Annotated in this window: 19 protein-coding genes; 14 read left to right on the top strand and 5 right to left on the bottom strand. The window is 69.2% G+C overall.

All coding sequences use genetic code 11. From position 1 onward, the window contains the following. Positions 1–49: 49 nt before the first annotated feature. Together RCO27_RS07445 and RCO27_RS07440 are read right to left on the bottom strand one after the other, a co-directional pair. The gene (locus RCO27_RS07445; RefSeq protein WP_309002038.1) at positions 50–1,126 is read right to left on the bottom strand and encodes a DUF3667 domain-containing protein; all 1,077 of its coding nucleotides are present in this window, start codon (positions 1,124–1,126) and stop codon (positions 50–52) included. 15 nt (positions 1,127–1,141) lie between these two features. Next, on the bottom strand, positions 1,142–2,221 hold the full coding sequence (locus RCO27_RS07440) for a DUF3667 domain-containing protein (RefSeq protein WP_309002037.1): 1,080 nt from the start codon (positions 2,219–2,221) through the stop codon (positions 1,142–1,144). Between the two features lie 90 nt (positions 2,222–2,311). On the opposite strand from RCO27_RS07440, the gene RCO27_RS07435 reads away from it, so the two are divergent. The 9 genes from RCO27_RS07435 (at position 2,312) to RCO27_RS07395 (ending at position 9,435) form a co-directional block, all read left to right on the top strand. Then, positions 2,312–2,986 (top strand): nicotinate-nucleotide adenylyltransferase, encoded by a 675-nt coding sequence (locus tag RCO27_RS07435; RefSeq protein ID WP_309002036.1) that lies wholly within the window; start codon positions 2,312–2,314, stop codon positions 2,984–2,986. Further along, complete coding sequence (rsfS, locus tag RCO27_RS07430) at positions 2,976–3,371, top strand: ribosome silencing factor (protein WP_309002035.1); 396 nt, start codon at positions 2,976–2,978, stop codon at positions 3,369–3,371. The genes RCO27_RS07435 and rsfS overlap by 11 nt, the downstream gene beginning before the upstream one ends. A 6-nt stretch (positions 3,372–3,377) precedes the next feature. Beyond that, on the top strand, positions 3,378–3,800 hold the full coding sequence (locus RCO27_RS07425) for a 23S rRNA (pseudouridine(1915)-N(3))-methyltransferase RlmH (protein ID WP_309002034.1): 423 nt from the start codon (positions 3,378–3,380) through the stop codon (positions 3,798–3,800). Between the two features lie 4 nt (positions 3,801–3,804). Beyond that, positions 3,805–4,977 (top strand): peptidoglycan DD-metalloendopeptidase family protein, encoded by a 1,173-nt coding sequence (locus tag RCO27_RS07420; RefSeq protein WP_309002033.1) that lies wholly within the window; start codon positions 3,805–3,807, stop codon positions 4,975–4,977. A 198-nt stretch (positions 4,978–5,175) separates the two neighbouring features. After that, the gene (locus tag RCO27_RS07415; RefSeq protein ID WP_309002032.1) at positions 5,176–6,516 is read left to right on the top strand and encodes a S41 family peptidase; all 1,341 of its coding nucleotides are present in this window, start codon (positions 5,176–5,178) and stop codon (positions 6,514–6,516) included. An 8-nt stretch (positions 6,517–6,524) separates the two neighbouring features. Continuing rightward, the gene (locus RCO27_RS07410) at positions 6,525–7,052 is read left to right on the top strand and encodes a disulfide bond formation protein B (protein ID WP_309002031.1); all 528 of its coding nucleotides are present in this window, start codon (positions 6,525–6,527) and stop codon (positions 7,050–7,052) included. Then, positions 7,016–7,588 carry a demethoxyubiquinone hydroxylase family protein gene (locus tag RCO27_RS07405; RefSeq protein ID WP_374990370.1) on the top strand — a complete coding sequence of 191 codons (573 nt, stop codon included), beginning with the start codon at positions 7,016–7,018 and terminating at the stop codon, positions 7,586–7,588. The genes RCO27_RS07410 and RCO27_RS07405 overlap by 37 nt, the downstream gene beginning before the upstream one ends. A gap of 3 nt (positions 7,589–7,591) precedes the next feature. After that, complete coding sequence (locus tag RCO27_RS07400) at positions 7,592–8,089, top strand: hypothetical protein (protein WP_309002030.1); 498 nt, start codon at positions 7,592–7,594, stop codon at positions 8,087–8,089. Then, the gene (locus RCO27_RS07395) at positions 8,086–9,435 is read left to right on the top strand and encodes an APC family permease (protein WP_309002129.1); all 1,350 of its coding nucleotides are present in this window, start codon (positions 8,086–8,088) and stop codon (positions 9,433–9,435) included. The genes RCO27_RS07400 and RCO27_RS07395 overlap by 4 nt, the downstream gene beginning before the upstream one ends. Here the strand turns inward: RCO27_RS07395 and mnmA are convergent. Continuing rightward, complete coding sequence (gene mnmA / locus RCO27_RS07390; RefSeq protein ID WP_309002029.1) at positions 9,363–10,469, bottom strand: tRNA 2-thiouridine(34) synthase MnmA; 1,107 nt, start codon at positions 10,467–10,469, stop codon at positions 9,363–9,365. The two genes, RCO27_RS07395 and mnmA, sit on opposite strands and share 73 nt — an antisense overlap. A gap of 89 nt (positions 10,470–10,558) precedes the next feature. Here mnmA and RCO27_RS07385 point away from each other — a divergent pair, with 89 nt between their 5' ends. From RCO27_RS07385 to RCO27_RS07375, 3 genes are all read left to right on the top strand, one after another. Continuing rightward, positions 10,559–10,801, top strand: coding sequence for a hypothetical protein (locus RCO27_RS07385; RefSeq protein WP_309002028.1), 243 nt, complete (start codon positions 10,559–10,561; stop codon positions 10,799–10,801). 148 nt (positions 10,802–10,949) lie between these two features. Further along, complete coding sequence (locus RCO27_RS07380; RefSeq protein ID WP_309002027.1) at positions 10,950–11,249, top strand: DUF1153 domain-containing protein; 300 nt, start codon at positions 10,950–10,952, stop codon at positions 11,247–11,249. 126 nt (positions 11,250–11,375) lie between these two features. Further along, complete coding sequence (locus RCO27_RS07375; RefSeq protein ID WP_309002128.1) at positions 11,376–11,633, top strand: GlsB/YeaQ/YmgE family stress response membrane protein; 258 nt, start codon at positions 11,376–11,378, stop codon at positions 11,631–11,633. A 54-nt stretch (positions 11,634–11,687) separates the two neighbouring features. Here RCO27_RS07375 and RCO27_RS07370 read toward each other — a convergent pair whose 3' ends face one another. Next, a complete protein-coding gene (locus RCO27_RS07370; RefSeq protein WP_309002026.1) occupies positions 11,688–12,410 on the bottom strand; it encodes an SIMPL domain-containing protein in 723 nt (240 codons plus the stop codon). Between the two features lie 99 nt (positions 12,411–12,509). Further along, complete coding sequence (locus RCO27_RS07365) at positions 12,510–12,776, bottom strand: GlsB/YeaQ/YmgE family stress response membrane protein (RefSeq protein ID WP_309002025.1); 267 nt, start codon at positions 12,774–12,776, stop codon at positions 12,510–12,512. A 213-nt stretch (positions 12,777–12,989) separates the two neighbouring features. On the opposite strand from RCO27_RS07365, the gene RCO27_RS07360 reads away from it, so the two are divergent. Both RCO27_RS07360 and RCO27_RS07355 read left to right on the top strand, forming a co-directional pair. Then, positions 12,990–14,189, top strand: coding sequence for an efflux RND transporter periplasmic adaptor subunit (locus tag RCO27_RS07360; RefSeq protein ID WP_309002127.1), 1,200 nt, complete (start codon positions 12,990–12,992; stop codon positions 14,187–14,189). 62 nt (positions 14,190–14,251) lie between these two features. Beyond that, complete coding sequence (locus RCO27_RS07355) at positions 14,252–17,320, top strand: efflux RND transporter permease subunit (RefSeq protein WP_309002024.1); 3,069 nt, start codon at positions 14,252–14,254, stop codon at positions 17,318–17,320. The last annotated feature ends 49 nt before the right edge of the window (positions 17,321–17,369 follow it).

Raw genomic sequence — 17,369 nt, 5'->3', positions numbered from 1 at the left:
GTTAAGATCAGGCCAAAAAAAGGGGCGGTCCGTTCGGGCCGCCCTTTTTCTATCCCAGTGCGCCGATGCCGAGCAGCAGCACGAAGAACAGGCTGGCGGTGACGAAGCAGAAATTGACCAGCAGGAAGGTGCGCACCAGCGCCCCGACCCAGCCGAGGCTGTAGGCCTGTTTCAGCTGACGATACATATGGATCGGCGGGATGAACGTGCCCGCGGTGGCGATGATCGCCGTCGGCACGCCGGCGAAGCCGAGGATGGTCAGCACGATCGCGAGCAGCGACATGAAGGCGAGCGAATAGGTGACGAACACCGTATGGTCGTAGAAGCGGAAGCGCCGCGTCCAGAAGAACAGCAGCCACACGAACGGCACCGAGATCGGGATCAAGAGCCAGGAGAATTTGTAGCCGTTCGCCTGCAGCTTGTAGAGCGCGAGGCCCGGATTCTGGTTGATCTTCTTGAGACCGGAGTCGAGCCGCGCCCAACCCGTCCTGACCCCGTCGTCGGTCGCATTGAGCGTGGGCGCGCTCCGCCGCAGCTGGGCCAGCGCCTGACGGCCCTGCTGCAGCTCCGCGATCCGGCGATCGTATCGGGCCACCCGCTCGGCGCGGCGTCCGTCGTCGCGGCGTTCCGTCAGCCATTCGCGCCGGCTCTCCTGCGCCCGCGCCAGTTCCGCGGCCATGCCTTGCTCGGCCATTTCCACGCCGCGCGCCGCACCGAGGGGGCCATCGCTCAGGCTGGTGAGGGACAGGCCGTAGATCTGCAAGATTGCGAACATCAGGAAGATCGCGAACAGGAACATGCCGAGCGGCGAGACGAATTTCGCCCGCTCGCCATGGACGTAGCGCCGCGTCAGCTCGCCCGGCCGCCAGGCGAGCATCGGCAACGTCCGCCAGAACTTGCCGTCGAGGTGGAGGATGCCGTGGATCAGGTCATGGCCGATCGCCGAGATGGTGCGGTGGACATGGCCCTTCTGGCCGCAGCGGCGGCAATAGGCGCCGGTGAGCCCGGCGCCGCAATTGAGGCAGTTGCCCTCCGCCTCCTGCGTCGCCTCGCCTGCTTCCGGCTCCACGGTGCGCGCGAACATGCCGCCCGTCACTGCTTCGCCCACACCCTCGATTCCGCTCATGTCCTGGTCTTTCCCCTAGCCCAGCGCCCCGATGCCGAGCAGCATCAGGAAGAAGAAGCTGGCCGTCACGAAGCAGAAATTGACCAGCAGGAAGGTGCGCACCAGCGTGCCGAACCGGCCGAGGCTGTAGGCGCCCTTCAGCTGGCGGTAGATGTGGAACGGCGGCACGATCATCGCCGCGATGGCGATGATGCCGGACGGCAGGCCGGTCATGCCGGACAGCGTCAGCAGGATCGCGAACAGCGACATGAAGGCGAGCGAATAGGTGACGAACACCGTGTGGTCGTAGAAGCGGAAGCGCCGCGTCCAGAAGAACAGCAGCCACACGAACGGCACCGAGATCGGGATCAAGAGCCAGGAGAATTTGTAGCCGTTCGCCTGCAGCTTGTAGAGCGCGAGGCCCGGATTCTGGTTGAACTTCTCGATTCCATGGTCGAGCCGCGGCCAGCCGGTGTCGAAGTCCGCATCGATGAAGCGCCCGGTGCCCGTGCTGAGCTCCTGCACTGCATCGACGCCTTCCTGCGCCCCGGCGATCTCCCGGTCGAGCGCGTCGAGCGTCGCCGGCTGGCCGTTCTTCAGCACCACCCGCTCGCCGCGCGCGAAGGCGGCGCGGCGGTCATGCGCCTCGCGCAGCTCGCGCACCACCTCCTGCCGCGCGACGTTCATGTTCCGCTGGACCACCTCGCTCGAGCGCATGTCGAGGTTGCTCAGCGACAGGCCGAAAATCTGCAGCACCGCGAACATCAGGAAAATGGAGAACAGGAACATGCCGAGCGGCGAGACGAATTTCGCGCGCTCGCCATGGACGTAGCGCCGTGTCAGGTCTCCCGGCCGCCAGGCGAGCAGCGGCAGCGCGCGCCAGAACTTGCCGTCGAGGTGGAGGATGCCGTGGATGAGATCGTGTCCGATCGCCGAGATGGTGCGGTGGACGTGGCCCTTCTGACCGCACATCCGGCAATAGGGGCCGACCAGCGCGGCGCCGCAATTGAGGCACTTGCCCCCGGCGTCGTGCGCGGCCTCCCCGGCCTCGGGCTCGATGGCGCGCGCGAACATGCCGCCCGTCACCGCATCGCCGACACCTTCGATTCCGCTCATGACCGCCCCTTGTCGGCCGCCTTATGACGAAGCCGCCGCGGGCCGTCGAGGCCGTTCGCATGCGGCCTGTGCCCATGCTATCGCCCGCCCATGACCCTGACCGGCCTCCTCGGCGGCTCCTTCAACCCGGCCCATCGCGGGCATCGCCGGATCAGCCTCGGCGCGCTCAGGCGGCTGGGTCTCGACGAGGTGTGGTGGCTGGTCTCGCCGGGCAATCCCTTGAAGCCGAAGACGGGGATGGCGCCGCTGGCAGCCCGCGTCGCATCGGCGCGGACCGCGGCGCGGCGGGCGCCGATCCGGGTCACCGCGATCGAGGCCGAGCTCGGCACGACCTACACCGTCGGGACGATCGCCGAACTGGTCCGGCGTTTCCCGGAGCGGCGCTTCATCTGGCTGATGGGGGCGGACAATCTCGCCCAGTTCCACCTCTGGCGCGACTGGCGGAAGATCGCCGCCCTCGTGCCGATTGCCGTCATCGCCCGTCCGGGTTATGATGGCCGGGCTCTCAGGGCACCGGCCCTGGGCTGGCTGCGGCGCTTCGTCCGGCCCGCGCGCCAGGCTCGGCACTGGACGAGATGGAGATTGCCGTCGCTCGTGCTGCTTGAACTGCCGCCCGATCCGACCAGTGCGACCGCCATCCGTGCCGCCGACCCGCAATGGCACGAAAACGTCACGGAAACGTTCCAACACAAGGCTGTCCGCGACGGCGTGACGCGCCGAAAGTTGATGGGCCTGATACAGCAAAGGAGGCATTTTGCCCGCTAACGCACCCGCTCCGCAGACCGGCGGAGCCGACGAACAGGCCGAGGCGCTTCACGACCTCGTGCTTCGTTCCCTCGACGACGACAAGGCGCTCGACGTCGCCTCCATCCCGCTTGTCGGCAAATCCAACATCGCCGACTATATGGTGATCGCGAGCGGCCGCTCGACCCGTCAGGTTGCCTCGATGGCGCAGAAGCTCACCGAGCGGATCAAGCGCGATCTCGGCCGCAACGTGCGCGTCGAGGGGCTGCCGGTCGCCGACTGGGTGTTGATCGATGCCGAGGACGTGATCGTCCACCTGTTCCGCCCGGAAGTGCGCAGCTTCTACAATCTCGAAAGGATGTGGGCGTTCGAGGAGAGCGCCGCGTCGGCCGTCGCAGCGCACTGAGCCGCCTTGTTGCTCCACATCGTCGCGCGGGGGAAGATAGGGCGCGGCCCGGAGGCGGAACTGGTCGCGCGCTATCTGAAACGCATCACCTGGTCCACGAAGGTGACCGAGCTCCCGGACACGGGGGGCAAGGTGCCGCCACCGGCCGACAACGGCGTCACGATCCTGCTCGACGAGAAGGGCGCGCAGCTCTCCTCGACCGAGCTGGCCCGCCGGCTCGAGCGCTGGCGCGACGACGGCCGGCGCGAGGCGCGCTTCCTGATCGGCGCCGCAGGCGGCTTTGGCGATGCCGAGCGCGCCGAGGCCGACCTCCTGCTCGCCTTCGGCACCGCGACCTGGCCGCACCTCCTCGCCCGGGCGATGCTCGCCGAGCAACTGTTCCGGGCGACGAGCATCCTTGCGAACCACCCCTATCATCGCGAAGGATAGGCTGGTGCGCGGGCCATTGCTCCCATTGCTCCTCATCCTTGCGGCCTTGCCGCTCGTCGCGGCGGTTGCCGCGCATGCGGCGCGCGGCAGCGATGCCGACGCCTTCGCGCAGGCCCTGAAGGACGCGCGTCAGGCGGAGGCGCGGTCGCGGGCGCTCGACCAGCGGGCCCGTCGCGCGACCGACGCGGCCCAGCGCGCCCGCGTCGAGGGCGCGGCGCTGGCCGCCCGCATCGAGGCCGCCGAATCCGGTCTCACCGCGGCGCAGCGCCGGATCGCGATCGTCGAGCAGCTCCAGGCGGGGCAGCGCGCGCGGCTGGCGGCGCGCCAGAGACCGCTCGTCCGTCTTACCGCCGCCCTCCAGACGATGGCGCGCAGGCCGGCCGCGCTGGCGCTGGTCCAGCCGGGATCGGTCAACGACACGGTTCGCGTCCGATCGCTGCTCGCGGCCACCCTTCCGGAAATCCGCCGCCGCACCGCCGCGCTGCGGGCCGAAGTGACACGCGGCAACGCTCTGCGCCGCGACGCGGACCTGGCGCGCACGGCCCTGCTCGCCAGCCGCGAGCAGCTGCGCCGCCGCCGCGTCGAGCTGGCCGCGTTCGAGGCGCGGGAACGGTCGCACTCGTCGGAACTGGCCGGCCTCGCGCTCACCGAGTCGGATAGGGCGCTCGCCCTAGGCGAGGAGGCGCGCGCGCTCGCCCGGACGATCGGCAACCGGGCCTATCAGGCGCAGCTCGAGGCCAGCCTCGCCCAACTGCCGGAGCCGATGCCGCGCCCGCTGCGCGAAGGCGAGCGTCGCGAACAGCGTGCCAATCCACTCCCCTACCTCCTTCCCGTCCAGGGGCGCCTGTTGACCGGAGTCGGCGAGATTTCCGACGGCGGCGTCCATTCGCGCGGGCTGACCTTCGCGGTCGCGCCCGGCGCGCGGGTGATCGCGCCGGCGAACGGCCGCGTCCTGTTCGCGGCGGCCTTCCGCTCCTACGGCAATGTCGTCATCCTCGATCATGGTCGCGGCTGGTCGACCGTGATCACCAATCTCGCTACCCTCGATGTGGCGCCGGGCGCCATCGTCCGGCGCGGCGCGGCGCTCGGCCGGACCGGCGGCGAGTCGCCCCGCGTCACCGTCGAATTGCGCCGAAACGGGCGCCCCGTTCCGGTCGCGCAGCTCCTCGCCGGCTAGCGCCTGCTCGTCAGACGGTGCCGGCCCACACCCCCACCCGGCCTCCCAATAGCATATCCTGTCGATGGGAGGCCGGAGGCCGGGTGGGGGTGCGGGCTGGTGCCGCTCGATCCAATCACCGCGTTAATCTCCCGTTGCTTTTCCCGGGCCTAGAAACACGGTAGAAGCCGGCGAAACCGCCTTTCATCAGGACCAAGCATGGCCAGCAATCTCTTTCGCTCGATCGGCCTCGTCAGCGCCGTCGCCTTCATTCCCGCCGCGACCGCCGCGCTCGCCCAGGTCGACGTGAATTCCTATCGCGAGATCGACCAGTTCATGAGCGTGCTCGAGCGCGTGAAGGCCGAATATGTCGACCAGGTCGACGATACGACTTTGATCCGCGGCGCGATCGACGGCATGCTCTCCAGCCTCGATCCGCACAGCTCCTATCTCGACGCGCGCGGCTTCCAGAGCCTGATGACCACGACCGACGGCAATTATGGCGGCCTCGGCCTTACCGTCACCATGGAGGACGGCGCGGTGAAGGTGATCGCGGCCACCCGCGGCACTCCGGCCGATCGCGCCGGCATCAAGGCGGGCGACTTCATCACCCATATCGACGGCCAGCTCTTCTTCGGCGGCACGCTCGACGAGGCGGTCGAGAAGATGCGCGGCGCACCCGGCACGAGCGTCCGCATCACCGTGGTTCGCCCGGGCCGCGACGCGCCGCTCCAGCTCAGCATCACCCGCGCCGTGATCGACATCCCCGCGGTGACCTCCGCGGTGCAGGACCGCGTCGGCATCCTCACCGTCACCACCTTCAACCGCAACACCACCGAGGCGGCGCAGCGCGCCATGGCCGACATCCGCCGCCAGCTCGGCGGCGAGCCGAGCGGCTGGGTGCTGGATCTGAGATCGAACCCCGGCGGCCTGCTCGACCAGGCCGTCGGTCTCTCCGACCTGTTCCTGGAGCGTGGCGAGATCGTCTCCCAGCGCGGCCGGCGCCGCACCGACATCGAGCGCTATTATGCCCGTCCCGGCGACGAGGCGCACGGCGCGCCGATCGTCGTGCTCGTCGATGCCGGCACCGCCTCGGCCTCCGAGATCGTCGCGGCGGCGCTGCAGGACCATCGCCGCGCCATCGTCATGGGCGAGACCACCTTCGGCAAGGGCTCGGTCCAGACCCTGATCCCGCTCGGCCGCGGCGACACCGCGCTGAGGCTGACTACGGCGCGCTACTACACGCCGTCGGGCCGCTCGGTGCAGGAAGGCGGCGTTTCGCCCGATCTTCGCGTGCCGCAGCTTTCCGACCCCGATTTCGCCTCGCGGACGCGGGTGCGCGAATCGGATCTCAGGCGCCACCTGGTCAACGAGGCGGGCATCCGCGACGACGTGCTCCAGGATGACGGCCGCCCCGATCCGCGCTTCGCATCGACCACGCAGGAGCTCGAGCAGCGCGGCATCGAGGACTATCAGCTCCACTATGCGGTGCAGACGATCTCGCGGCTGAATCGCGTCCAGACCGCCGGCGCCGCTCCCGGCCGCACCAGCCGTCGCTGAGCCTCAAGATGGCGACCAGCGCCTCTGCCGGAGCCGCGGGTCCGGGGCCGCTCGGCCTCGCCAAGCTCTTCGCGGTCGCGGTGCCGGCGGCTCTGCTCGGCGGCGCCTATTATTTCCAATATGTCCGTCACCTCCCGCCCTGCGAGATGTGCTGGTGGCAGCGCTATGCCCATATGGCGGCGCTCGCCTTCGCCGTGATCGCGCTGCTCGCCGGGCGCATGCCGGATCGTGGCCGCAGCTTCGTCTGGCTGGCGGCGCTCGCCATTCTCGCGAGCGGCCTGATCGGCTTCTATCATGCCGGCGTCGAGGCGGGCATCTTCGAAGGCTTCACCCAGTGCACCAGCCTGGTCGGCGGTGGCAGCGGTTCCAATGACGACCTTTTGAAGGCGATCATCGCCGCGCCGATCGTGCGCTGCGATCAGGTACCCTGGTCGCTGTTCGGCATTTCGATGGCCGGCTGGAATGCGATCCTTTCCGCTATTGGCGCGTTGGTGGTGTTATGGTTGAGTCTGAAGCGGTCCCCGGTCCGGATCTGACGCCCGCCTGGCGCCCCGGCGATTCGCGCCCCGACGCGGCGTCGATGTTGCGCGTCGACCAAGCCGGCGAATATGGCGCGACCCGCATCTATGCCGGCCAGCTCGCCGTGCTGGGCGATCGCCACCCTTCCGCGCACCTGATCGCGCGCATGGCGGCGCAGGAGCAGCGCCATCTCAGGCATTTCGACGCGATGCTCGCCGAACGCGGCGTGCGTCCGACCCTGCTGCAGCCCTTCTGGCATGTCGCCGGCCATGCGCTCGGCGCCGCCACCGCGCTGATCGGCCCGAAGGCGGCGATGGCCTGCACCGCGGCGGTCGAGGACGAGATCGACCGGCATTATTCGGAGCAGCTCGCGGCCCTGGGCTCCGACGATCCGCCGCTGTCCGAGGCGATCGCCGATTTCCAGGCCGACGAGCGCGAACATCGCGACGCCGCGATCGAGGCTGGCGCCGAGGACAGCTTCGGCTATCCTGTGCTCTATGCCGCGATCCGGGCCGGCTGCCGTGTCGCGATCGAACTGTCGAAGAGGATCTAGGTCATGCGTCACGCCCTGTTCGCCCTTCCGCTGCTGTTCGTCGCCGGGGCGGCCTCGGCCCAGTCGGCCACCGGCGAGCCGCAGATCAACCAGCTGATCGTCTACGGTGAAGACACCTGTCCGCCGAGCACCGATGCCGTCATCAATGTCTGCGCGCGCCTGCCGGAGGACGACCGCTACCGCATTCCGCCGAACCTCAGGAGCGATCCCAACAATCCGTCCAACCAGGCCTGGGCGCGCCGCGCGGTCGAGCTCTCCTATGTCGGCCGCGCCGGCACCGAGAGCTGCTCGCCGACCGGTCCGGGCGGCTGGACCGGCTGCTTCAACCAGATGGTGACGCAGGCCCGCGCCGAGCGCGCGACCGACGAGCGGATCAACTGGAACCAGCTGATCGACGAGGCGCGGCAGGAGCGGCTGCGCCGCCAGGAAGCCGAGATCCTGCGCGAGGGCCGTGAGGAAGAGCGCGAAGAGGCCGGGATTCCGCCGGAGCCGCAGCAATAAGCGCGGGCGGCTCGCCCACCGAGGCTGACGCGCCCGGTCTGCGCCGCGACATCGGCTTCACCGGCTCGGCCTTCCTCGCGTTCAACGGGATCGTCGGCGCGGGTATTTTCGCCTTGCCGGCGACGCTGCACGGCCAGTTCGGCGCGTTCAGCCCGTGGCTGTTCCCGCTGTTCGCCCTCGCCGTCCTGCTCGTCGTGCTGCCGTTCGCGCGGCTGGCGGCGCTGTTTCCGACCTCCGGCGGTCCGGCCGCTTATACGGCCGTGTTCGGGCCGGTCGCATCCTTTCAGGTCGGCTGGCTCTATTACCTGACCCGCGTGACGGCGCTCGCCGCCAACGCAAATGTGTTCGCGATCTATGCCGCTGCGCTCTGGCCGCCGCTCGGCACGGCGATCGGCCGGATCGCGACCATCGCCTTGCTGATCGGCGCGCTCACCCTGATCAACGTCGCCGGCGTGCGCCGGGCGATCCGGGCGCTCGATGCGCTGACCCTGCTCAAGGCGCTGCCGCTTGTCGCGCTCGCGGTTTTCGGCCTGATCTGGTCCGCCCATGCGGTGCCGCCACCCGGTCCGCCGCCGTCGCTCTCGGCGATCGAGGCGACGGCGCTGGTCGTGCTCTATGCCTTCGTCGGCTTCGAGAATTCGGTGGTCCCGGCCGGCGAGACGCGCGATCCCGAGCGCAACATCCCGCGCGCGCTGATCGCGACCGTCGTTGCGACGGCGGCGATCTACTTCCTGGTGCAGCTCGCCTATGTCGCGGTCATGCCCGCCGGCGCCGCGCCGGACGCGCCGCTGGCCGCCTTCGCGGAGGCGCTGATCGGGCCGGTCGGCGCGGTGCTGCTGTCGCTGACCGCGCTTGCCTCGGTCGCCGGCAACGTCACGGGATCGCTTACCTCGACGCCGCGAGTTACCTATGCGCTGGCCCAGGGCGGGCTGCTTCCGTGCTGGTTCGGGCGGGTCAGCGCACGTTTCGCGACCCCGGCCAATTCGGTGCTGTTCATGGGTCTGCTCGGCTTCGCGCTGGCGGTGACCGGCAGCTTCGTCTGGCTCGCCATCGTCAGCACGCTGGCGCGCCTGTTCGTCTATGGCGCCAGCATCGCCGCCTTGCCCGCCAACCGGCGCCGCGCCGGCCTTGCGACCGGCATCGGCACCTTTGCCCTGATCGGCGCGGGCCTTGCCCTGTGCGTCTGGGCGGCGATGCAGTCACGCGGCGATGCCTGGGCGATGCTCGGCGGCCTCGTCGCGCTCGGCCTGCTGCTGTTCCTGATCGCGCGCCGTCAGGCCGCTTCGAGCGCGGCGGCCTCCGTCTCGGCGATCCAGCCCCCGCCGAGCACCCGCTCGCCCTCGTAGATCACCGCCGCCTGCCCCGGCGCGACGCCATATTCGGGCGTCCGGAAGATCACGCGGTCGCCGTCGATGCGCGCCGGAGCCGGTCTGGCGAGCGAGCGGACCTTGACGGCGAGGCCGTCGCGCTGGTCCTCGCCGAGCCAGTTGATGCCGTCGAGCCGGGCGCTGCGCACCGCGAGCGCCCGCCTGGGGCCGACCACGACGCGGCGGCTCTCGGGCTCCAGCTTCAGCACGTAGAGCGGCGCGCTCTGCCCGCCGATCTCGAGGCCGCGGCGCTGGCCGACGGTGAAGTGGATGAGGCCGCGATGCATGCCCAGCACCCGCCCGTCCTGATCGACGATCTCGCCCGGATGCGCCGTCTCAGGGCGCACCTTCTCGACGATCCGGGCATAGTCGCCGTCGGGGACGAAGCAGATGTCCTGGCTGTCCGGCTTGTCGGCGACGATCAGTGCGAGCTCGCGGGCGAGGTCGCGCACCGCCGCCTTGGGCAGGCCGCCCAGGGGAAAGCGCAGGAAATCGAGCTGGTCGCGGGTCGTCGCGAACAGGAAATAGCTCTGGTCGCGCGCCGGATCGGCGGCGCGGTGCAGCTCCGGCCCGTCCGGCCCGGCGACGCGGCGGGCATAATGGCCGGTGGCGAGGCAATCCGCGCCGAGATCGCGGGCGAGGGCGAGGAGGTCGGTGAACTTCACGCCCTGATTGCAGCTGATGCACGGGACCGGCGTGCGGCCACTGGCATATTCGTCGGCGAAGCGCTCGATCACGCTCTCGCGGAAGCGGCTCTCATAGTCGAAGACGTGATGGGCGAAGCCGAGCCGGTCGGCGACGGCGCGCGCGTCATGGATGTCGCGCCCGGCGCAGCAGCTCTTCGCGCGCCCGGTCGCGGCGCCGTGATCATAGAGCTGGAGGGTGATCCCGATCACCTCGGCGCCGCTCCGGTGGGCGAGCGCGGCCACGACCGAGCTGTCGACGCCGCCCGACATGGCGACGACGATCCGCGCCCCCCTGGGCGATCGGCCGAGCTGGAAATCCGCGTCCATCGCGGCGCTAGATAGGCGCACAAAGGCCCGCCGCCCACCCCTTTGGTGCTTTACTTCCCCTTCACCCTCTTTCGCTAAGGCGGGCGGCGATGAAGATGAGCTTTCCCGGCAAGGGGGCGAGGCATCGGGCGCCGCTCGACCATGACGTCCTGCTCGCGACGCTCGCCGCGCAGCGGGCGACGCGCGCCGCGGCAACGGCTGCGCGCGTGCCGGCACTGCCGACGGCAGAGGAGCCGATCACGGAAATCCTGCTCGCCGGCCCCGGCTGGCAGCGGGCCCGATCGGCGCAGCAGGGCAGCTTCCATCCGGACGAGGCGGAGCGCAGACCGTGAAACCCGCAGGTCCGATCTTAACCCTTCGTACACCCTGTTCACCGACATCTTTACCGTCGCGTTTTAGCGTTCCTTCAATGCTCGGGGAGTACGGGAAGGAACGTGGGCGGCATCGATCGCCGAACTCGTGTGCAGTTTTGAGGTACGAATGATCGAGAACCAGAAATTTCGACCCGCCCAGGTGATCGGCCCGCTTGGCGAGCCGCTGACGCTGGACAGCCTGCCGCCGCCCCAGACGACGCGCTGGGTCGTGCGCCGCAAGGCCGAGGTCGTGTCCGCGGTCAATGGCGGCCTGCTCAGCGTCGACGAGGCGTGCGAGCGCTATGGCCTCAGCCTCGAGGAATTCGCCGGCTGGCAACGGGCGGTCGACCGTTCGGGCATGCCCGGCCTGCGCGTCACGCGCATCCAGCACTACAAGACCCTCTACGAGCGTCAGCAGAAATATTGAGCCGGTAGCGATTTCGCTGCCGGAACGATATCCTTCCCGTCGCCGGAACCAGACTGGCAGTGGCGCGTCTTAAGGTCGGACCGCCGCTGTAACCATTCAGGGCGGTTGCAGGAGGGATGTCACATGATCGGTATCATCATCTGGCTTATCGTTGGCGGCGTCATCGGCTGGCTCGCCAGCATCGTGATGCGCACCGACGCGCAACAGGGTATCTTCCTCAACATCATTGTCGGCATCGTCGGCGCGTTTCTCGCGGGGCTGATCATCACCGGCGGGTCGATCAACAATGCGGGCTACGACATACGTTCGCTGATCGCCTCGTTCGTCGGCGCCGTGGTGCTGCTCGGGATCGTCAACCTGTTCCGCCGCGGCCGCGTCCGCTGACGCGCCGTCAGCAAAAGAAGGGCCGCTCCGGCGGGAGCGGCCCTTGTGCATCTATTACTGAAGCTCGAAGCTCACCGTCAGGGTGACGCTCAGCGTCTGCTCGCCCGGCTCGATCTGCGTGCCGGCCGCATCGCGCGCCTGCGCTTCCATGCGCATCACCGGCACCGGGGGCATCTGGATCGCGCCCGGCTCGCTGACCGAGAGGACCCGCACCACGCGCATGCCGAGCGTGCGGGCATAGAGATCCGCGCGGGCGCGGGCGGTCGCGATCGCCGCCGTCCGCGCCTCGTCGAGCGCCGCCTCCGGCCGGTCCACGCTCAGCATCGGGCCGTTGATCTGGTTTGCGCCCTCGGCGACCAGCGCGTCGAGGATGCGGCCGGTCTCGGCGATGTCCCGGAAGCGCACCGTCACCTCGTTCGAGGCGCGATAGCCGACCAGCTGCGGCGGCTGATTCTCCGCATAGCGATAGTCGGGCTGGAGGCTGACATTGCTGGTCTGGATGTCGCGCGCGGCAATGCCGGCCCGCTCCAGCGCGGCGCGGACCGACGCCATTCTGGCGCCGTTCTGCCGGATCGCCTCCTGGGCGGTCTGCGCCTGGGTGACGACGCCGGCATTGATCCGGGCGATGTCGGGAACCCGGGTCACCTCGCCGGTCGCGACGACGTCGAGGCGGGTACCGGAAACCGGCCGCGCCGCCTCGCTCTGCGCAACGGCGGCGGACAGGGGCGCGGCAATCGCCGCGGCCGCGAGCGTTGCGGCCATGACGGATCGTATCATCTTGTGCTCCTTCTACTCGGGGCCGCACGGGCGCGGACCCGGTGCGCCCTTAACAGGAACGCGGCTGCACCGTCGCTGAATCGTTCGTATCGGCGCCGTTCAGCGCCGGGCGACGAGCCGGTAGATGCCGAGAATGATCAGCGAGCCGACGATCGCGGCGATGAAGCCCGCGCCCTCGCCCGGCCCGTACCAGCCGAGCGCCTGGCCGAGGAAGCCGGCGAGGAGGGCGCCGGCGATGCCGAGCACGATGGTGACCAGGCAGCCGCCCGGATCCTTGCCCGGCATGATCGCCTTGGCGATCGCGCCGGCGATCAGTCCGATGATGATCCAGGTAATCCAGCCATGATCAGCGAGATATTGGGACATGCTACTTGCCCTCCTCTTGGCGCCGTCCGCGATTCGGCGGGCGACCCGGCATTCAGCATTGGTAAAGGGCCGTTGTTGGTTGTAAAGCGCGCTTCCCGCAGCGGGGGCGGGAAGGCACCACGTTTTTGGCTTGTTCCGGGTGATATATTCGGGTAACACAGCGACGGATAAGCGGCCAGTCGCCGCAGAGCCGGATTGGGGACAATGAAAGCGATGAACTTCGAGTCGAGCAAGTGGCGCAGGGATGCGCTCGACGATGTCGTGGTGGACGAGGAGACGCTTGTCCGCCGCCGGCGCCGGCGCAACATCATCCTCGCCGTGGTCGCGATCGCGCTCATCGCGATCCTGGCGGTGTTCCTGCTCGGCGGCAGCGGCGAGAAGGCGGCGGCCCCGGCCGGCGACCAGGGCCAGCAGCTGCCGGCGGTGACCGTGATGGTCCCGGGCACGCAGGATGTGGTCGCGATGATCTCCGCGACCGGTTCCCTCAACGCGCGCCGCGACATGCAGGTCGGCGTTCCCGGCGAGGGCGGGCAGGTGGTCCGCGTGCTCGCCGAGCCCGGCCAGTGGGTCAATGCCGGCCAGGTGTTGGCGGTGATCGACCGCCGGGTCCAGACCCAGGAAGCGGCGCAGCTCGCCGCCCAGATCGAGGTCAACCGCGCCGACCTGAGGCTCGCCGAGAACGAGCTGCAGCGCGCCCAGGCGCTGGTCGGCCGCGGCTTCATCAGCCAGGCCGACGTCGACCGCCGGCGCGCAACGCGCGACGCCACTGCGGCGCGCGTGCGCGTCGCCGAGGCACAGCTCGCCGGCACCCGCGCCCGGATCAGCCAGCTCGACGTGCGCGCGCCGACCGCCGGCCTGATCCTTGCCCGCAACATCGAGGCAGGCCAGGTCGTGAGCGGCGGCTCGGGCTGGGTGTTCCGCATGGCCCAGAACGGCGAGATGGAGCTGCGTGCGCAGCTCCAGCAGAGCGACCTCGCCCGGCTCAGCGCCGGCGTGCCGGTGACGGTGACGCCGGTCGGTTCCGACCGTTCCTACCAGGGCACGGTCTGGCAGGTATCGCCGATCATCGATCCGCAGACCCGCCAGGGCGATGCGCGCATCCTGATCCCGTACAACGAGGACCTACGTCCGGGCGGCTTCGCCAGCGCCGAGATCCGGGCCGGCTCGCGCACCGCGCCGCTGCTGCCGGAATCGGCGGTGCAGAGCGATGCGCGCGGCAACTTCGTCTACCTCGTCGACAACAACAACACGGTGGTGCGCCGCGACGTGCAGATCGGCGAGGTGACCGACCGTGGCATGGCGATCGTCTCGGGCCTGCAGGGCAACGAGCGGATCGTCGAATCCGCGGGCGCCTTCCTCAACCCCGGCCAGCGGGTGCGGCCGGAGCTGCGTCGGGCGCGCAACACCCGTTGATGGACGAAGCGGAGGCGGCCGGGCCGCCGCCTCCCTGATTGAGGCTGGAACAGGACAGAACAATGGGTTTCCGCAACATCTCCGCCTGGTCGATCCGCAACCCGACCCCTTCGCTCGTCCTGTTCCTGTTCCTGTCGCTGGCCGGGATCATCAGCTTCATGCGGATGGACGTCCAGAACGATCCGGATATCGAGTTCCCGATCGTCATCGTCCAGATTTCGCAACCGGGCGCAGCGCCCGCCGAGCTGGAGACGCAGGTCACCCAGCGGGTCGAGGCGGCGGTGCGTTCATTGACCGGCATCGACGAGATCAACTCCACCGTCACCGAGGGCAATTCGACCACGGTCGTCCAGCTCGCGCTCGGCACCCCGATCGACCGCGCCGTCAACGACGTGCGCGATGCGATCACCCAGATCCGCGGCAACCTGCCCGACGGCATTCTTGAGCCGCAGGTCAGCCGCGAGGACACCGCCGGCGACGACATCGCCAGCTTCGCTGTCGTTTCGACCGACATGACGCTGGAGCAGCTGAGCTGGTTCGTCGACAACACGGTGTCGCGCGAGCTCCTGTCGGTGCCGGGCCTCGCTGCGGTCAACCGGACCGGCGGCGTCAGCCGCGAGATCCGCGTCATCCTCGATCCGACCCGCCTTCAGGCGCTCGGCATCACCGCCGGCCAGGTGAACCAGCAGCTCGTCCAGATGAACCTCAATGCGGCGGGTGGCCGCGCCCAGATCGCCGGCTCCGAGCAGTCGATGCGCATCATCGGCAATGCGCTCAATGCGCATCAGCTCGGCCAGACCCAGATCGCGATCAGCGGTGGCCGGACGGTGAAGCTGGCCGATATCGCCCAGGTCCGCGACCTTTATGGCGAGCAGCGCTTCTACGCGACCCAGAACGGGCGCCAGGTGCTCGCCTTCGGCTTCCAGCGTGCCAAGAACGAGTCCGACGTCAGCGTCTATCACGGCGCGATGGAGAAGCTGCGCGCGATCGAGCAGGCCAATCCGGGCGTGCGCTTCGTGCCGCTGACCAACTGGGTCAAATATGCCGAGGAGCAGTATCACTCGGCGATCGAGGCGCTGATCGAGGGCGCCGCGCTCGCCGTCGTGGTCGTCTTCCTGTTCCTGCGCGACTGGCGCGCAACCGCCATCTCGGCGATCGCGATCCCGCTGTCGGCGATCCCGACCTTCTGGTTCATGGAGCTGCTGGGCTTCTCGCTGAACAGCATGACGCTGCTCGCGCTCAGCCTCGTCGCCGGCGTGCTCGTCGACGATGCGATCGTGGAGATCGAGAACATCGTCCGACATATGCGGATGGGGAAGACCGCCTGGCAGGCGTCGATCGACGCCGCCGACGAGATCGGCCTCGCCGTGGTCGGCACGACCTTCTCGATCGTCGCGGTGTTCCTGCCGGTCGGCCTGATGCCGGGCGTCGCCGGGCAGTTCTTCAAGAATTTCGGCTTCACCGTCGTCGCGGCGGTGCTGACCAGCCTCGCGGTCGCGCGCCTCATCACGCCGATGTTCGCCGCCTATTTCCTGAAGGCGAAGGGCCATGCAAGCCATGGCGAGGGCTGGCTGATGGACCGTTACATGTCGGTGCTCGCCTTCACGCTCAAGCATCGCTGGACGACCGTGGTCGGCGGCATCGCGGCGCTGCTCGCCACCGTCGCCTGCTTCGCGCTGCTGCCGCAGACGTTCCAGCCGAACCAGAATTTCGACCGCACGGTCGTCTCGGTCGAGATGGTCCCAGGCACCACCCTGGCCCAGACCGGCGATGCGGTCCGCCAGGTCGAGTCGGTGCTGCGCCAGCAACCCGAGGTCGAGGGCGTGTTCTCGCGTATCCGCGTCGGCAACGCGACGATCGAGGCCGCGCTTCGTCCCGACCGCGAGCGCTCCAGCGTCGAGTTCGAGCGCGCGATGGCGCCGACGCTCACCCAGATTCCGGACGCGCGCGTCTTCTTCCGCTCGCAGCAGGGCGGGCAGCGCGACCTGATGCTCACCTTGGGCGGTGACGATCCGGTGCTGCTCAACCAGACCGCGCAGCGGATCGTCGAGGAAATGTCGCGCCTGCCCGAGCTCAGGGCGCCGCGCGTCATGGGCGACCTGCAGCGGCCCGAGATCACCATCCGGCCGCGCATGGACCTTGCCGCCAATCTCGGCGTGACGACGGCCGCGCTCAGCAACGCGATCCGCATCGCGACGCTCGGCGACATCGACCAGAACAGCGCCCGCTTCTCGCTGAACGACCGGCAGATCCCGATCCGCACCTCGATCAACGAGAATTCGCGCCAACGCCTCTCGACGATCGAGAATCTCCCGGTGCCGACCGCGACCGGCGGCTCGGTCCCGCTGCGGCTGGTCGCCGACATCGGCTTCGGCGCCGGCCCGACCCGCATCGATCGCACCAACCAGGTCCGCCGCGTCAATATCGGCGCCGATCTGGCCCCGGGCTATGTCAGCGGCCAGGCGTGGGAGAAGATCCGGGCGCTGCCGTCGATGCGCAACCTGCCGGACGGCGTGCGCGAGCTGCTGCTCGGCTTCAACCGCTGGCAGCAGGAGCTGATCCGCGACTTCATGATCGCGGTGGGCTCGGGCGTCTTCCTCGTCTTCTCGGTGCTGCTCCTCCTCTACCACCGCATCCTGCCACCGTTCGTGAACATGGGCTCGTTGCTGCTCGCGCCCCTGGGCGGCCTGCTGGCGCTGATGATCGTCGGGCAGCCGGTCTCGCTGCCGGTCTATATCGGCCTGCTCATGCTGCTCGGCATCGTCGCCAAGAACTCGATCCTGCTGATCGATTTCGCGCTGGAGGAGATGGGCAAAGGCGTGCCGAAATATGAGGCGATCCTGGACGCCGGCCACAAGCGCGCCCAGCCGATCGTGATGACGACGGTGGCAATGACGGCCGGCATGATCCCGACTGCCGTCTCGCTTTCCGGCGATGCCGCCTGGCGCGCGCCGATGGGCATCGTCGTGATGGGCGGCCTGATCCTTTCGACGGTGCTGACCCTGGTCCTGGTGCCCGGCACGTTCAGCCTGGCGCTCGGCGTCGAGGAGCGGCTCGGGCCGCGGCTCAGCCGCTGGTTCACCACCGGCGGCAAGGACGCCCGTCCGCCGGCGCCCGAACCTGCCGAATAGGCCTCATTTCGGCGGCGGGTTTGAACCGGACCCGCCGCCAGCTATTCTG

It is taken from the genome of Sphingosinicella sp. LHD-64, from assembly GCF_031157375.1.
GTDB lineage: Bacteria > Pseudomonadota > Alphaproteobacteria > Sphingomonadales > Sphingomonadaceae > Allosphingosinicella.
Note: the sequence above shows the minus strand (reverse complement) of the source record. Positions and strands in the feature narration are given on the sequence as shown.

Bases quoted from the DNA above. Each gene is read 5' to 3' on its own strand.
- RCO27_RS07445 (WP_309002038.1), bottom strand. From the start codon at position 1,126: ATGAGCGGAATCGAGGGTGTGGGCGAAGCAGTGACGGGCGGCATGTTC.
- RCO27_RS07440 (WP_309002037.1), bottom strand. From the start codon at position 2,221: ATGAGCGGAATCGAAGGTGTCGGCGATGCGGTGACGGGCGGCATGTTC.
- RCO27_RS07435 (WP_309002036.1), top strand. From the start codon at position 2,312: ATGACCCTGACCGGCCTCCTCGGCGGCTCCTTCAACCCGGCCCATCGC.
- RCO27_RS07415 (WP_309002032.1), top strand. From the start codon at position 5,176: ATGGCCAGCAATCTCTTTCGCTCGATCGGCCTCGTCAGCGCCGTCGCC.
- RCO27_RS07410 (WP_309002031.1), top strand. From the start codon at position 6,525: ATGGCGACCAGCGCCTCTGCCGGAGCCGCGGGTCCGGGGCCGCTCGGC.
- RCO27_RS07405 (WP_374990370.1), top strand. From the start codon at position 7,016: ATGGTTGAGTCTGAAGCGGTCCCCGGTCCGGATCTGACGCCCGCCTGG.
- RCO27_RS07400 (WP_309002030.1), top strand. From the start codon at position 7,592: ATGCGTCACGCCCTGTTCGCCCTTCCGCTGCTGTTCGTCGCCGGGGCG.
- mnmA (WP_309002029.1), bottom strand. From the start codon at position 10,469: ATGGACGCGGATTTCCAGCTCGGCCGATCGCCCAGGGGGGCGCGGATC.
- RCO27_RS07385 (WP_309002028.1), top strand. From the start codon at position 10,559: ATGAAGATGAGCTTTCCCGGCAAGGGGGCGAGGCATCGGGCGCCGCTC.
- RCO27_RS07380 (WP_309002027.1), top strand. From the start codon at position 10,950: ATGATCGAGAACCAGAAATTTCGACCCGCCCAGGTGATCGGCCCGCTT.
- RCO27_RS07370 (WP_309002026.1), bottom strand. From the start codon at position 12,410: ATGATACGATCCGTCATGGCCGCAACGCTCGCGGCCGCGGCGATTGCC.
- RCO27_RS07365 (WP_309002025.1), bottom strand. From the start codon at position 12,776: ATGTCCCAATATCTCGCTGATCATGGCTGGATTACCTGGATCATCATC.
- RCO27_RS07360 (WP_309002127.1), top strand. From the start codon at position 12,990: ATGAACTTCGAGTCGAGCAAGTGGCGCAGGGATGCGCTCGACGATGTC.
- RCO27_RS07355 (WP_309002024.1), top strand. From the start codon at position 14,252: ATGGGTTTCCGCAACATCTCCGCCTGGTCGATCCGCAACCCGACCCCT.